This window comes from Streptomyces sp. NPDC059851 (assembly GCF_042732005.1).
GTDB lineage: Bacteria > Actinomycetota > Actinomycetes > Streptomycetales > Streptomycetaceae > Streptomyces.
Window position 1 is genome coordinate 48,696 of the sequence record NZ_JBHWJJ010000038.1, and the last position, 14,121, is coordinate 62,816.

Below are 14,121 nucleotides of genomic sequence, written 5' to 3' on the forward strand. Positions count from 1 at the left end.
CTCGGAGCTATGACAGAGCGCAAGCGCACCCCGTGGGTGGTGGGGGTTTCCGGGGCTTCCGGGACGCCGTACGCGGCTTCGGTGATACGGGGCCTGCTGGCGGCGGGCGAGAGTGTGGACCTCGTGGTGAGCCGGGCCTCACGGCTCACCCTGTTGGACGAGACCGGGATCGCGTTCCGCGACGCGCACTGGCGCGAGGACCTGCGGGAGTGGCTGGCCCGTGGGGCCGACGGGAAGCCGGGCACGTTCGAGGTGCCGGAGGGCGACGTCCGGTACTGGTCCGCGGGTGATCTGGCGGCCGGCCCGAGCTCGGGCTCGTACCCCGCCAAGGGGATGCTGATCGTGCCGGCGTCCACGGCCTGTGTGGCGGGAGTGGCGCTCGGGCTGTCGAAGGACCTGTTGCAGCGTGCCGCGAGCGTGATGCTCAAGGAGCGGCGGCGGCTGGTGGTCGCGGTGCGGGAGACCCCGCTGAACGGACAGACGCTCAAGGCGCTGGTGGCGCTGGACGAGGCGGGCGCGGTCGTGCTGCCCGCCTCTCCGGCGTTCTACGCGGGTGCGACGCACATCCAGGACCTGGTGGACTTCGTCGCGGGGCGGGTGCTGGATGCGGCAGGGGTGCCGCACCGGCTGTACCGCCGGTGGGAGGGGGAGCTCGGTGGTGGGCAGAGCTCCCGCCCCCGGGAGGCGAGCGGTGACTAGCGCTTCTTCGCGGCGCGGGTGCGCGGCTTGCGGGTCTGGTCGACGCGGTAGGCGGCGGCGGGCTGGTCGGTGCGGGATCGGTTGGCCAGCTCCTGGAGCTGTCGCATGTGCGCGTAGGCCATCTCGATCGTGTACACGGGTGAACCACTCCTGAAGATCGTCACTGATCTGTTGAAAGATTCACAGGGTGTTGACCCTGTGTGCCTTTGATTCTATACGTAAGATCGCAGGATCGCCGAACAATGGAAGGCTCCAGGTATATGGACGCGGTGGACAGGCAGCTCATCCAGGCACTCCGGGAGAACGGACGCGCCTCGTACGCGGAGCTGGGCCGGCTCGTCGGCCTGTCCGGCCCGAGCGTCACCGACCGGATCAACCGGCTGGAGTCGGCCGGCGTCATCACCGGCTACCGCGCGACCGTCGACGCGGCCTCCCTCGGCCTCGGCGTCACCGCGCTCATCGGCATCTCCCTCTCGGACGCCGCCGACCACGAGGACGTGGCCCGGCGGCTGCGCGACTTCGCGGAGATCGAGGACTGCTGGTTCATCGCCGGCGACGACTCCTACATGCTCAAGGTGCGCGCCAGCGACGTGGACGGCCTGGAGAGGATCATCCGGAAGCTCTCCGGCACCAAGGGCGTCTCCCGGACCCGTACCACGATCGTGCTCTCCACGAAGTGGGAGAACCGGGTCGGGGATCTGCCCGAAGAGCGCTAAGAGTACGGTTGCGGGGTTGGGCAAGGAGCGCCCGCGTACGGGGCGAAAGTACGCAGAGCGCTACAGGGCACAGGACACACAAGGAGGCGACCGGCCGATGGACGCTGGGCTCAAGCGTGAGCTGGAGGAGAAGGTTCGCTCCGGCGAGCGGCTGACCCGTGAGGACGGCATCGCCCTCTACGAGTCCGACGACCTGGCCTGGCTCGGGGCGCTCGCCCACGAGGTGCGCACGCGGAAGAACGGCGACGTCGTCCACTTCAACGTCAACCGCCACCTCAACATGACGAACGTGTGCACCGCCTCGTGCGCCTACTGCTCGTTCCAGCGCAAGCCGGGCGAGAAGGACGCGTACACGATGCGCATCGAGGAGGCCGTGCGCCTGGCCAAGGCCATGGAGAACGAGAACCTCACCGAGCTCCACATCGTCAACGGCCTGCACCCGAGCCTCCCCTGGCGCTACTACCCGCGCTCGCTGTCCGCGCTGAAGGAGGCGCTGCCCAACGTCTCGCTGAAGGCGTTCACGGCGACCGAGATCCACCACTTCGAGACGATCTCCGGGATGTCGGCCTCCGACATCCTGGACGAGCTGATCGAAGCCGGCCTGGAGTCCCTCACCGGCGGCGGCGCGGAGATCTTCGACTGGGAGGTCCGCCAGCACATCGTCGACCACCGCACCCACTGGGAGGACTGGTCGCGCATCCACCGGCTCGCGCACGAGAAGGGCCTCAAGACGCCGAGCACGATGCTGTACGGGCACATCGAGGAGCCGCGCCACCGCGTGGACCACGTGCTGCGGCTGCGCGAGCTCCAGGACGAGACCGGCGGCTTCCAGGTCTTCATCCCGCTGCGGTACCAGCACGACTTCGTGGACATGAAGGACGGCAAGGTCCGCAACACCCTCCAGGCGCGGACGACGATGGCCACCGGGGCCGAGGCGCTGAAGACCTTCGCGGTCTCGCGGCTGCTCTTCGACAACGTGCCGCACGTGAAGGTCTTCTGGGTGATGCACGGTGTGCAGACCGCCCAGCTGGCGCTCCAGCACGGCGCGGACGACATGGACGGCTCGGTCGTCGAGTACAAGATCACGCACGACGCGGACAACTACGGCACCCCGAACAAGCTGAGCCGCGACGACCTGCTCGAACTGATCCGCGAGGCCGGCTTCCGGCCGGTCGAGCGCAACACCCGCTACGAGGTCATCCGGGAGTACCCCGGTCCCGACGCGAACCTGCGCGAGACGCCGCAGGCCATGCGCGTCTGAGGCTCCTCCGGTCTACGGCTAGGCCCCGGTCCCCTGTGGGACCGGGGCCTTCTGCATGGGTGGCGAGGTGCGGCCGGTCGGCGGTGGGGTGCGGGAAGTCGTTGCCCCGCGGTCTAGGTAATGGATACTCTGCGCGTGTGGCTCTTACATTCACCTTCGATCCGGTCGTAGACCCCGACCTGCGCAACGGAATCGCCGAGCTCTGGGCCGACGTGTCCAACGCCGGCGGCGCCGTCGGATTCGTACCGCCCGTCACGATGGACGACATCCGCCCCGAGCTGGTCAAGCACCTCGTCGCCATGGCCGAAGGCCGCCACCGCCTGATCGTCGGCCGCGACCCGGAGGGGAGGGTCCGCGCCTGCGCCTTCCTCGCGTTCAACACCCACCGACTGATGACCCACTGGGTCTGGGCCTACACCGTCATGGTCGCCCCCGACCTCCAGGGCCGGGGCGCCGGGCGGGCCCTGATGGATGCCGTGGCCGACGCGGCCCGCACCCTCGACGGCATCGAGGCGGTCCGGCTCAGCTGCCGGGGCGGCCTCGGGCTGGAACACTTCTACGCGGCCTGCGGCTACAAGGAGGTCGGCCGGGTCCCCGACGCGATCCGGGTGGCACCCGGCGACGACCGCGACGACATCACGATGCTGCTGCCGCTGCACTGAGCGGGCCGGGGTGTCCGATCTGCGGCTCGTGCCGGCCGCTGACCCCGGCGGCACGGCCCCGGTCGGCGTCGTGTTTCACTGGACGGGCACGCTGACGACGTACCGACGACAGAAGAAGGGGTCACCGTGTCCTTCAAGCCGAACGCGACGATCCGCTACACCGCGATGCGCCTGGGCGTCTTCGTCGGATGCCTCGTCCTCGTCGCCGTCCTGGTCAACCTGGGGTGGGTGCCCGCCGGGCTGGGGGACGCCAACGCCGCCTGGGTCGTCCTGCTCGCCCTGGTGCTCTCCGCGCCGCTGTCCTTCGTCCTGCTGCGCAAGCAGCGCGACGAGATGTCCGCGCAGATCGCCGGCCGCGTGGCGGGCGCGAAGGAGCGGCTCGCCGCGAACCGTTCGCAGGAGGACGCGGTCGACGACGCCGCGCGCGTCGGCCCGTAAGACCCGCCCCGGCCGGGCCGGCCACCGCCCTCGGCCGACCATCGGACCTGGCGGACCTGACGGACTTGACGGACCTGGCGGCGGCCGGATCTGTCGCCCCGCCGGTTACCTTCCTCACACACCGAAGCGCCCCTGTACCGGGAACACCCCCGAGTGCAGGGGCGCTTGGTGTTTTCCGGGTGCGGGGGGAGGGGCGCGGTGCGACTCTGTCTCAAAGTGCATCTTTGAGGTTCTCAAAGGGAAAGTGTTAGCGTGCTAAACATGTTGACCCCAGTTGCGCACCACATGACCGCGAGCATCCCGCTCGTGGCGCGCCTGCATGTCGACCTCTGCCGCCGCGCGTCCGCGGCCTGTTGCGGCTGTCGCTGAGTCCAGCACCCCCCTCATTCCTTCCTCTTCTTTTGCGCGTTACCCCACCCGGAGAGTGTTCGTGTCCGCGACCCCTCAGGCCCCCGCCAAGGCCTCCTTCAAGTTCCCGTTCTGGGCCCAGATCGTCACCGGCCTCGTGCTCGGCGTCCTGTTCGGCTGGCTCGCCCGCACCCAGGACGTCAGCTGGCTCGCCACCACCCTGGAGAAGGTCGGCGACATCTTCGTCCAGCTGCTGAAGCTGGCCGTCGCCCCCCTCGTGTTCTTCGCGATCCTGGTGTCGATCACCAACCTGCGGAAGGTGAACAACGCCGCCCGCCTCGCCTCGCGCACGCTGCTGTGGTTCATGATCACCTCGCTGATCGCCGTCGGCATCGGCCTCGCGATCGGCCTGCTCACCAACCCCGGCGCGGGCACCGGCCTGACCCCGCAGGACGGCAAGCTGCCCAAGCGCACCGGCTCCTGGATCGACTTCCTGACCGGCATCGTGCCGAAGGACATCGTCACCCCGTTCGCCGAGCTGAACGTCCTCCAGATCGTCTTCCTCGCCGCCGTCGCCGGCGTGGCCGCCCTCCAGCTCGGCGACAAGGCCCAGCCGGTCCTCAACGTCGCCGAATCGATTCTGCAGCTGCTGCAGAAGGCCCTGTGGTGGGTCATCCGCCTCGCCCCGATCGGCACCGTCGGCCTCATCGGCACCGCGATCGCCTCGTACGGCTGGGAGCTCCTCGGCAAGTACGCGACCTTCACCGCCGACGTCTACATCGGCTCCGCACTCGTGATGTTCGGCGTCTACCCGCTGCTCCTCGCCACGGTCGCCAAGGTCAACCCGATCCAGTTCTTCAAGGGCGCCTGGCCCGCCATCCAGCTGGCCTTCGTCTCCCGCTCCTCCGTCGGCACCATGCCGGTCACCCAGAAGGTCACCGAACGCCTCGGCGTCCCCCGCGAGTACGCCTCCTTCGCCGTCCCGTTCGGCGCGACCACCAAGATGGACGGCTGCGCCGCCATCTACCCGGCGCTCGCCGCGATCTTCATCGCGCAGATCTTCGACGTCCAGCTGACGATCACCGACTACCTGCTGATCGCCTTCGTCTCGGTCGTCGGCTCGGCCGCGACCGCCGGCCTCACCGGCGCCACCGTGATGCTGACCCTGACCCTCTCCACCCTGGGCCTGCCCCTGGAAGGCGTCGGCCTGCTCATGGCGATCGACCCGATCCTGGACATGGTGCGCACCGCCACCAACGTCGCCGGCCAGTCCCTGGTCCCGGTCGTGGTCGCGGCCCGCGAGGGCATCCTGGACAGGGAGGCCTACGACAGCGCCTCGTCCTCGTCGCTGGACGAGCGCGCCCCGGCGGTGGCCGCCGCCTGACAGGCGCCACCGCCCCGCCCCGCAGCCCCCGCCCCGGTCCGATGCCGGCCGGCGGGGGCTGCGGTCTTCCCGCTGCGGGGCCTACTCCAAGGTCGCCATCCGGATCCACGCGATCGCGCCGAGGACGAGGGGTGGGGCGAGCCACCACGTGCCGAGGGTCCTGCGGACCGGCGGGACCAGGGTGACCAGCAGGGCGAGCACGCTCAGGCAGACCACGGCGAAGCACACCGCCGAGATCCGCGTGTAGCCACGGTCGTCCCAAACGCCCTGCGGCCCGTACCGCACCGCGCTGTAGACGAGGAGGGTGTTCAGGGCGTGGAGGAGCCCGAGCGGCAGTCCGGCCGCCGTCCGCAGACACCCCCCGGTCCCGCGCGGGCCGACCCCCTCCCGGCTGTACGTCATCGCTCCCCGTCCTCCTCCGTCGTCGCGTGTGGTGTCCGTGCCGTGTGGTGTCCGTGTCGTCGGCGTCCGTGCCGTTGTCCGTTGGGCCCTGATCCGTCGGGCGACTCAGACCACCTGGGCGCGCAGGTACGCCGTCAGGCCGATCGCGAGTGGTACGAGGTACCACCAACGGTTCATGGTCCGGCGGTACGCGGGGAGCAAGGAGATCAGCAGCCCGACGAAGCTGATGGCGATCACGACGTGGGCGATGGTCCCCGCGCTGTCGCGCACGCGGTCGTCGCCCGCTTCGACGTCAGACAGCAGCAGGAGGACGGTGAAGTACGCCGCGGGTACGTAGATCAGCGCGAGCGGAACCCCCAGCGCCCACTGCAGGCAGCCCCGGTCCTCGGGCAGGTCCACGGTCTCGCGCCGGTACGTCACTGCAGGCCTCCCAGGGTGGTCATGGGCATGCTAATGCGCCCATTCCGGCCGACGGGGCACCGCCGCGCGCGACGGTGTCGGCGGGGCGTCGGCCGTGGGGGCGGGTTCGGCGGGTTCGGTGGGGGTTCCGTGCGGGTTGCCGCGAGGGGTGTTCAGGGCGGTTGCCCCTGCGTACATTACCGGCGGTAACTGCACGTCCGGCCGTACGTCCCCTTGCCGGGCCGAGGAGAGCCGAGGAGAGCGCCGTGGAACTGCAGACCGCGCCGAAGCTGGTCGAGCCCGTCAGGACCGTCGTCGACGGGGTGGTGCGGGAGGTCGAGGTGCCCGCCCTCGCCGGCGTCCCGGACAGCGGATCGCTCGGCGACATCCCGTTCCGCAACGCCCGCGAGGCCCCCCGCGCCGCCGTCCTCTCCCGCAAGGCGCAGAACGGTACCTGGCGGGACGTCACCGCTGCCGAGTTCGCCGCCGAGGTGCTCGCCGTCGCCAAGGGGCTCATCGCGGAAGGGCTGCGGGAGGGCGACCGACTCGCGATCATGGCCGGTACCACCTACGAGTGGACCCTGCTGGACTTCGCCGCCTGGGCCGCCGGGCTCGTCACCGTTCCCGTCTACCCCACCTCCTCCGCCCTCCAGGCCCGCTGGATCATCCAGGACTCCGGCGCCGTCGCCTGCGTCGTCGAGGACACGTCCCAGGCCCGCCTCATCAGCGCCGAACGGCCGAACCTGCCCTGGCTGGCCCACCTGTGGGAACTCGACACCGGCGCAGTGGCCCGGCTGGTCAAGATCGGCGAGCAGGTGCCCGACGCCGTCGTCCACGCCCGCCGGGCCGCCCGTACGCCCGACTCCGTCGCCACCCTCATCTACACCTCCGGCACCACCGGCCGGCCCAAGGGTTGCGTCATCACCCACGCCAACTTCTTCGCCGAAGTCGACAACGCGGTCGAACTGCTGCACCCCGTCTTCAAGTCCGTCAGCAAAGAGCCCGCCTCCACCCTGCTGTTCCTGCCGCTCAGCCACGTCTTCGGCCGCATGGTCGCCGTCGGCTGCCTGCGCGCCCGGGTCCGGCTCGGGCACGCCCCCAGCATCCGGACCGAAGACCTGCTCGCCGACCTGGCGGGCTTCCGACCCACCTTCCTGCTGGCCATCCCCTACGTACTGGAGAAGATCTACAACACTGCCCGGGCCACCGCCGAACGGATGGGCCGCGCATCCTCCTTCGACCGGGCCGCGCGCATCGCCCAGCGCTACGGCGAAACCGCCGAAGGCGCCGCCCCGGGCCTGGGACTGCGGGCGGCACGCGCCCTGTACGACCCCCTCGTCTACCGGCGCATCCGCGCCGCCCTCGGCGGCAGCGTGCGGTACGTCCTCAGCGGCGGATCGCCCCTGGGGCGGCGACTCGCCGCGTTCTACACGGGGGCCGGCATCGAGGTCTTCGAGGGCTACGGGCTCACCGAGACGACCGGCGCCAGCACCGTCACCCCGCCGCAGAAACCGCGGCTCGGAACGGTCGGCTGGCCGCTGCCCGGTACGGCGGTGCGCATCGCGGACGACGGTGAAGTGCTGCTCCGGGGCCGGCACGTCTTCGCCGGCTACTGGAACACCACCGCGGGACACGGCCCCTTCGCCGCCGGCGGCTGGCTCGCCACCGGGGACATCGGCGAGCTCGACGCCGACGGGTACCTCACGATCACCGGCCGCAAGAAGGACCTGATCATCACTTCCGCCGGCAAGAACGTCGCCCCCACCCCACTGGAGGACCGGCTCCGGGCCCACCCGCTGGTCGGCCAGTGCATGGTCGTCGGCGACAACCGGCCGTACGTCACCGCGCTGATCACCCTCGAACCGGAGGGGCTCGCGCACTGGCGGGCGATGCGGAGGAAGGAGGGCATGCCCATGCGGGAGCTGGTACGCGACGGAGAACTGCGCGCCGAGCTCCAGCGGGCGGTGGACGAGGCGAACCGCCTGGTGTCCCGGTCCGAGTCGATCCGGGGGTTCACGGTCCTGCCCGGGCAGTTCACCGAAGCCAAGGGCCACCTCACGCCGTCGCTGAAGCTGCGCCGGGCGGCCGTCGTCCGGGACTACGAAGCGGAGATCGAGGAGCTGTACCGCGGGGCATGAGGGGGCGGGGGGCCGTCGGGCTCTCGGGCGGCGGGGGTGGGGACGGGCGCCTATGGTGGGCTGATGGATCGGGGGGCCGCCCCGAGGAGGGTGCTGTGCGCCGTTCCCGTACCGGCGCCGCGGTCGGCGCAGGCTGCCTGCTGGTGTCCACCGCTGTCGCCACCGTCGCTGCTGACGCGACCGTCGCCGCCCCCGTCGTCGCCGCGGCCACCGTCCCCGTGCTCGTTCAGGTGTCCGGGCCTGTGTCCGGGGCCGTTCCGGTTCCCGCGTCTGCCGCATCTTCCGTGCCGGCCACCGAGCCCGCGCCCGCGTCCGCGGCCCCGTCCCCCGGCGGGCCGCGCATCCGATGGGGGGCCTGCCCCGAGCAGCCCGTGCCCGCCGGCATGCGGTGCGGCACCCTCACCGTGCCGTTGGACCACTCCGCCCCCGCCAAGGGCACCGTCCGCATCGCCCTCGCCGAGATACCCGCGAACGGCCCCCGCGCCGGGCGCCGCGGCGCGCTGCTGCTGAACTTCGGAGGCCCCGGCGGGCCCGGCATCGAGAGCCTCGCCGCCCACGCCAAGACCTTCGCCGAACTCGGCGAGCGCTACGACCTGGTCACCTTCGACCCCCGGGGCGTCGGCCACAGCGAGCCCATCAGCTGCGGCGGCTCCTTGGGGCCCGGCCCCCGCGGCTCCGACGACCCCGCGGACGCGCTCGCCGCCCTCCGGGCCGTCGCCGAGCGCTGCGAACGGGCCTCCGGGCGGGTCCTGCCGTACATCGGCACCGTGCACGTCGCCCGCGACCTGGACCTCATCCGCCGAGCCCTCGGCGAGGACGAGCTCGACTACCTCGGCTTCTCCTACGGCACCCGCCTCGGCGCCGTGTACGCCGCCCAATTCCCGCACCACGTCGGCCGGATGGCCCTCGACGGTGTCGACACCCTCGCCGAACCCCTCGTCGAGCAGGCCCTCGCCTCGGCACAGGGCCAGCAGCAGGCCCTGGACAACTTCCTGACCTGGTGCGCCCACCAGCCGGGCTGCGTCTACGGGACGAACACCCGCACCGCGAAGGAAGACGTGGCGGCCTTCGTCGCCCGGCTCGACGTCGCACCCCTCGTCGACGAGGACGGCACCGTCTTCACCGGGCGCGACGCAGTCACCGCCATCGGCTTCGCCCTCTACTCCCGCGAGTCGTGGCCCGAACTCGCCGAAGCCCTCGCCCTGGCCGAGCGCAACCGCGACCCGCGCGGGCTGCTCCGCCTCGGCGCCCCCGCCGACCCGGAGCCGGGTGGGGCCGCGCAGCCGCCGAGCCGCGTCCCCGCCGACAACGCCGCCGCCGCGATGGCCGCCGTGAACTGCGCCGACGACCCCGACCGCAGCAGCGACGGAGCGAGTCCGGCTGCGGTGATGCAGCGGATCGACGGCCTGCGGGAGGAGTTCCGCCGGGCCTCGGAGATCTTCGGGCCGCGACAGCTGCTGACCGTGCTGGCCTGCTACGGGCGCCCCGCGGGCACCGACTTCATCCGCGAGATCGAGCGGCCCGGCGCCCCGCGCATGCTCCTCGTCGGCACCCGTGGCGACCCGGCGACCCCGTACCGGTGGACCGAGGAGACCGCCCAACGCCTCGGCTCCGCGGTCGTCGTCGACCACAAGGGCGACGGACACACCGGCTACACCTCCTCGACCTGTGTCCGCGGCTACGTCGACCGCTTCCTGATCCACGGCCGCCTGCCGTCCGGGACACGGTCCTGCCCCGGCGAGGAGTGAGCGCAGGTGAGAGGCGTGAGGCGGGCAGTTGTTCGAACATCTATTCGTATACGGTTTCCTTCATGGGGAACTTCGTACTCGTACCCGGCGCATGGCTCGGGGCATGGGCGTGGGACACGGTGGCGGCCGAGCTCCGCGCGGCCGGCCACGACGTCCATCCGCTGACGCTGTCCGGGCTCGCCGAGCGGCGCGACACCGGCAGTTGGGCGGGCCAGCAGACGCACGTGCACGACATCGTCGACGCCGTCGAGCGCAGGGACCTGCACGACGTCGTCCTGGTAGGCCACAGCTATGCGGGCATTCCGGTGGGCCAGGCGGCCGAGCTGATCGGCGACCGGCTCGCGCGGGTGGTCTTCGTCGACGCCGACGTCCCCGTGGACGGGGAGTCGTTCGTGTCCGGCTGGCCGGGCGGGGCGGAGGTCGAGGCGTCCATCGCCGCGAACGGCGGCTCCTGGCCGCCGCTGACGGCGGCCGACTGCGCGGGCCAGGGCCTGGACGAGGAGCAGATCGCCCGCATCGTGGCCGGCTCCACCCCCCACCCGGGCGCCACCCTCACGGAACCGGCAGTCCTCGCCCGCTCGCTGGGCGAGCTCCCGGCGGTGTACGTGAAATGCCTGCTGGACGGACCGGAACCACCGCCCGCGGCGGCCGCACTCCTCCAACACGACAGCTGGGCCCTGTTGACCCTGGACACGGGCCACTGGCCGATGTTCTCCCGGCCCCGCGAACTGGCGGCGCTGCTGGCGGGGGTGGGGGCGGCGTAGGGGAGGGGCCGGGGTGGCGGCTGGTCGGGGTCGGGAGTGTGTGCGGGGTTTCCCGGCCGACCCGCCCCGGAATGCCGACAGACTGCCGGGAGCCCCGAAGAACCCAGCGCTCAGTCCTGGCCGTTCCCCGCCAACACCTGGTCCTGGTGGGCCAGTACGTGCGGCCACGCCGACGCGTGGTTGTCGCGGGCCGTCTCGTCGTAGAAGCCGGCGTGGATCAGTTGCAGGCGGGTGCCGACGGGGTGGGGGCCCAGGCGGACGGTGACGACCGTCTCGGCGCCGGCCGTGCCGGCGCGGCCGGTCACCCAGGTCAGCTCCACCAGCCGGTCGGGCTCCAGCCGCAGGAAGCGTCCGTAGTGCGGATGCCCGGGCCCGGGCGGGTCGCCGGCGGGCTCGGTCTCGAAGAAGAACGGCGCGTCCACCTCGGGCCTCATCAGGACCGACCCCGGTGCGGCGAACCAGCGGTCGAACTGCTCCGTCCACGCCCGGTACAGGGCGTGCGGGGAGGCGAGCATCGCGCGCTCGACGGTCAGGCGGTGGGGGCGGTCCGCAAGGTCGGGGACGCGGATCGGCTCGGTGGTCATGGCGCTGCTCCCGGTTCGGGCCGTCGCGCACGCGGGTCCGGCGTCCGGCCGGCATGCACTCCTCACCCTAGTGATCGCCGCCCCGCCCGCCCGGGCGCCACGCCCCCCGCCGTCAGCCGGTCCGCTCCGCCCGGAGGTGCTCCAACTCGTCCTCGTGCCGCCGCAGGGCCAAGGTCACCGTGCCCGTCGTGTACTGGAAGGTGCCGGCGACGGCCAGCGGGACGGAGAGGGTGAGGAGGGCGAGCAGGTCGGCCGGGTCCCGTTCGGTGGCGCAGCGTTCGCCCTCGGTGGCGGCGTACGAGCGTCTCTTGCCGTCGCCCTCGTCGTAGAAGACGGGCGAGGCGCAGTCGATGCTGCTCCTGGAGTCGTAGTTGACGGTGAAGGGGGCGAGCAGTTGGTAGGCGAGCCAGAGCCAGATGGCGCCTGCGCCGATCAGCAGGTACACCCCGAGGGTGCGCTTGCGGTCCGCGCGCTGGCGGAAGGTCGTCTCGTGCGCCTCTGCTGTCATGTACGCCGAATCTAGTCGAACGGTGGGGGCGGCTGCCGCTCGTTTCCCCTCGTCAATCCATCCCTAAGCGGCAAGAGCGGCCAAATGGTGATCTATTAGCCTGTAACCCGAAACGGTCGGTGCCCGCCGGGCGTTCTGTCGTCGTGCCGGCTGAAGTTGAGACGAATGGTGTGTCACATCTCTTGGGGGCGCCGGTGAGTCGCCTACGAATACCTGATAGACAGTGAATATTCACGGCTCGACCCGCCGTACAACTTGCCGGCCGCCTTGGGGGGATCGCCGCACTGTGAAGCCGCTTCACCGCCACCTTGTCAACACCTCGCGCAAGGTTCTGTGTACGGCCGCGCTCGCGGCCAGCCTGACGACCGCCGCCGTGGTGACCAACCCGCCCACCGCCGACGCGGGCGAGTCCGAGCCCACCCCGGACAGCCCCCAGGCCACCGACCGCGGCGATGCCCGCCTCGACCTGCCCGACGACCTCGCCGACCCGGCGGTGCCGCCGGCCGCCACCGCGGGCGAGGGGGCCAGCGGCATTCCCGCGACCGCCCTCGACGCGTACAAGCGGGCGGAGACCGCAGTGGCTGCCGCGCTCCCGAAGTGCAAGCTGCCCTGGCAGCTCCTCGCGGGCATCGGCCGGGTCGAGTCCGTCCACGCCTCCGGCTACGGGCTCAAGGCCGACGGCTACACCGAGAAGCCGATCCGCGGCCCGCAGCTGAACGGCCAGGGCTTCGCCGAGATCAAGGACACCGACAAGGGCGAGTTCGACGGGGACGCCGCGTACGACCGGGCCGTCGGCCCGATGCAGTTCATCCCCTCCACCTGGGCCACCTGGGGCGCCGACGGCAACGGCGACTCCAAGCGCGACCCGAACAACATCTACGACGCCGCCCTCGGCGCGGGCCTCTACCTGTGCGCGGGCGACCGCAACCTCTCGGACCAGGCGCAGCTCGACAAGGCGATCCTCAGCTACAACAACTCGCGCGAGTACGTGAACACCGTGGTCGGGTACATGAAGCAGTACCAGAACGGTGCGAGCGAGGTGCCCAACCCGCCGTCCGGGACCTACCCGACGCCGACCAACCCGGTGCTGCCGACCCCGCGCCCCACCACGACGCAGACGAAGCCGTCGACCGGTACGGGGACGACCACCAAGCCGTCGACGCAGCCTTCGACGCAGCCGTCGACCAAGCCGACCAACCCCTCCAAGCCCGCCGAGCCGGAGAAGCCCGCGCCGCACCTGGCCAAGGTGGAGGTGCTCGGCAGCACCGAGCTCAAGGCGGAGGCCGGGGCCGCGTTCACGGCGGTGCCGCGGGTCAAGGCGGTGCTCAGCGACGGCAAGCCGGCCAAGGGGCAGGCCATCCTGTTCGCGGTCGAGGACGACACGACGGGAACGTACTTCGGTACGCAGGGCCGGTCCCACCTCGTGGTGCAGACCGACGCCGAGGGCATTGCCGGCGCGCCGGGCCTCGTGGCCGGGGACAAGCCGGGCACCTTCACGCTGCGGGCCTCGGGTTACGGCACCGCCACCCAGTTCACGGTCAACTTCAGCGGTGTCGTCTCGGCGAAGCCCGCCCCGGCCCCCGCCGACCTGCTGACGCGAGTCGACGCGGGAGCGGGCAAGCCGCTGGCGGTCGTCGCCGGGACCGCCGTCAAGGGCGTCCAGATCAAGGCGACCGCCGCGGGCAAGGCCGCGGCCGGCACGCAGGTGACCGCCGGGCTGGTGGAGCAGGACAAGGCCACCGGCGGCTGGGTTCCGGTGGACCCGGCGAAGGCGAAGGGCCCGTACTTCAGGGGGGCCAAGGACGGCGAGAAGCTGTTCAGCCTGGAGCTGGCCCCGTCCGGTGCCGACGGCCTGATTGCCCTGCCGGAGCTGCTGACCGCGGACGTCGCCCCCGGCGTGTACCACCTGCAGCTGATCACCAAGGAGAAGGTGGTCCTGGTCCTGGACCTGACCGTCACCGCCAAGGTGGAGACCCCGGCCCCGCAGACCCCGGCGCCGTCCCCGACGGCGTCCGCCGTCAAGCCGTAACGGCCTCAGGACAACGGCCGGCCGCCACCGTGACCCGGTGG

Annotated in this window: 16 protein-coding genes; 11 read left to right on the forward strand and 5 right to left on the reverse strand. The window is 71.6% G+C overall.

Annotation, left to right across the window (positions count from 1 at the left end; translation table 11 throughout):
• The first annotated feature begins 9 nt into the window (after positions 1 to 9).
• Complete coding sequence (locus tag ACFV7Q_RS16060) at positions 10 to 699, forward strand: UbiX family flavin prenyltransferase (RefSeq protein WP_385428791.1); 690 nt, start codon at positions 10 to 12, stop codon at positions 697 to 699.
• Here ACFV7Q_RS16060 and ACFV7Q_RS16065 read toward each other — a convergent pair.
• Positions 696 to 836: a hypothetical protein gene (locus ACFV7Q_RS16065; RefSeq protein ID WP_179174858.1), complete on the reverse strand. Its 141-nt coding sequence runs from the start codon at positions 834 to 836 to the stop codon at positions 696 to 698. The two genes, ACFV7Q_RS16060 and ACFV7Q_RS16065, sit on opposite strands and share 4 nt — an antisense overlap.
• Before the next feature lie 123 nt (positions 837 to 959).
• On the opposite strand from ACFV7Q_RS16065, the gene ACFV7Q_RS16070 reads away from it, so the two are divergent.
• The 6 genes from ACFV7Q_RS16070 to ACFV7Q_RS16095 all read left to right on the forward strand — a co-directional run bounded on the left by ACFV7Q_RS16070 (position 960) and on the right by ACFV7Q_RS16095 (position 5,508).
• Positions 960 to 1,415: an Lrp/AsnC family transcriptional regulator gene (locus ACFV7Q_RS16070; RefSeq protein ID WP_361091164.1), complete on the forward strand. Its 456-nt coding sequence runs from the start codon at positions 960 to 962 to the stop codon at positions 1,413 to 1,415.
• A gap of 97 nt (positions 1,416 to 1,512) precedes the next feature.
• Positions 1,513 to 2,676 carry an aminofutalosine synthase MqnE gene (gene mqnE, locus ACFV7Q_RS16075; RefSeq protein WP_385428793.1) on the forward strand — a complete coding sequence of 388 codons (1,164 nt, stop codon included), beginning with the start codon at positions 1,513 to 1,515 and terminating at the stop codon, positions 2,674 to 2,676.
• Between the two features lie 137 nt (positions 2,677 to 2,813).
• Positions 2,814 to 3,338 carry a GNAT family N-acetyltransferase gene (locus ACFV7Q_RS16080; RefSeq protein ID WP_385428794.1) on the forward strand — a complete coding sequence of 175 codons (525 nt, stop codon included), beginning with the start codon at positions 2,814 to 2,816 and terminating at the stop codon, positions 3,336 to 3,338.
• Positions 3,339 to 3,464: 126 nt separating this feature from the next.
• Entirely contained in the window at positions 3,465 to 3,776 is a 312-nt protein-coding gene (locus ACFV7Q_RS16085; protein WP_385428796.1) for a DUF4229 domain-containing protein, read from the forward strand.
• A gap of 285 nt (positions 3,777 to 4,061) precedes the next feature.
• The gene (locus tag ACFV7Q_RS16090) at positions 4,062 to 4,145 is read left to right on the forward strand and encodes a putative leader peptide (protein ID WP_385428817.1); all 84 of its coding nucleotides are present in this window, start codon (positions 4,062 to 4,064) and stop codon (positions 4,143 to 4,145) included.
• Between the two features lie 61 nt (positions 4,146 to 4,206).
• Entirely contained in the window at positions 4,207 to 5,508 is a 1,302-nt protein-coding gene (locus ACFV7Q_RS16095; protein ID WP_385428797.1) for a dicarboxylate/amino acid:cation symporter, read from the forward strand.
• Between the two features lie 81 nt (positions 5,509 to 5,589).
• On the opposite strand, the gene ACFV7Q_RS16100 is transcribed toward ACFV7Q_RS16095, so the two are convergent.
• Both ACFV7Q_RS16100 and ACFV7Q_RS16105 read right to left on the reverse strand, forming a co-directional pair.
• Positions 5,590 to 5,910, reverse strand: a complete 321-nt coding sequence (locus tag ACFV7Q_RS16100) for a hypothetical protein (protein ID WP_385428799.1) — start codon at positions 5,908 to 5,910, stop codon at positions 5,590 to 5,592.
• A gap of 105 nt (positions 5,911 to 6,015) precedes the next feature.
• Entirely contained in the window at positions 6,016 to 6,330 is a 315-nt protein-coding gene (locus ACFV7Q_RS16105; protein ID WP_385428801.1) for a hypothetical protein, read from the reverse strand.
• A gap of 245 nt (positions 6,331 to 6,575) precedes the next feature.
• On the opposite strand from ACFV7Q_RS16105, the gene ACFV7Q_RS16110 reads away from it, so the two are divergent.
• From ACFV7Q_RS16110 to ACFV7Q_RS16120, 3 genes are all read left to right on the forward strand, one after another.
• Positions 6,576 to 8,447: an AMP-dependent synthetase/ligase gene (locus ACFV7Q_RS16110; RefSeq protein ID WP_385428803.1), complete on the forward strand. Its 1,872-nt coding sequence runs from the start codon at positions 6,576 to 6,578 to the stop codon at positions 8,445 to 8,447.
• 95 nt (positions 8,448 to 8,542) lie between these two features.
• Positions 8,543 to 10,195 carry an alpha/beta hydrolase gene (locus ACFV7Q_RS16115; protein ID WP_385428805.1) on the forward strand — a complete coding sequence of 551 codons (1,653 nt, stop codon included), beginning with the start codon at positions 8,543 to 8,545 and terminating at the stop codon, positions 10,193 to 10,195.
• A gap of 62 nt (positions 10,196 to 10,257) precedes the next feature.
• Positions 10,258 to 10,959 (forward strand): alpha/beta fold hydrolase, encoded by a 702-nt coding sequence (locus tag ACFV7Q_RS16120; protein WP_385428807.1) that lies wholly within the window; start codon positions 10,258 to 10,260, stop codon positions 10,957 to 10,959.
• Positions 10,960 to 11,069: 110 nt separating this feature from the next.
• On the opposite strand, the gene ACFV7Q_RS16125 is transcribed toward ACFV7Q_RS16120, so the two are convergent.
• Positions 11,070 to 11,543 (reverse strand): SRPBCC domain-containing protein, encoded by a 474-nt coding sequence (locus tag ACFV7Q_RS16125; protein WP_385428808.1) that lies wholly within the window; start codon positions 11,541 to 11,543, stop codon positions 11,070 to 11,072.
• Between the two features lie 112 nt (positions 11,544 to 11,655).
• Positions 11,656 to 12,051, reverse strand: coding sequence for a hypothetical protein (locus ACFV7Q_RS16130; RefSeq protein WP_385428810.1), 396 nt, complete (start codon positions 12,049 to 12,051; stop codon positions 11,656 to 11,658).
• Positions 12,052 to 12,337: 286 nt separating this feature from the next.
• Here ACFV7Q_RS16130 and ACFV7Q_RS16135 point away from each other — a divergent pair, with 286 nt between their 5' ends.
• The gene (locus tag ACFV7Q_RS16135; RefSeq protein WP_385428812.1) at positions 12,338 to 14,080 is read left to right on the forward strand and encodes a lytic transglycosylase domain-containing protein; all 1,743 of its coding nucleotides are present in this window, start codon (positions 12,338 to 12,340) and stop codon (positions 14,078 to 14,080) included.
• Positions 14,081 to 14,121: the final 41 nt, after the last annotated feature.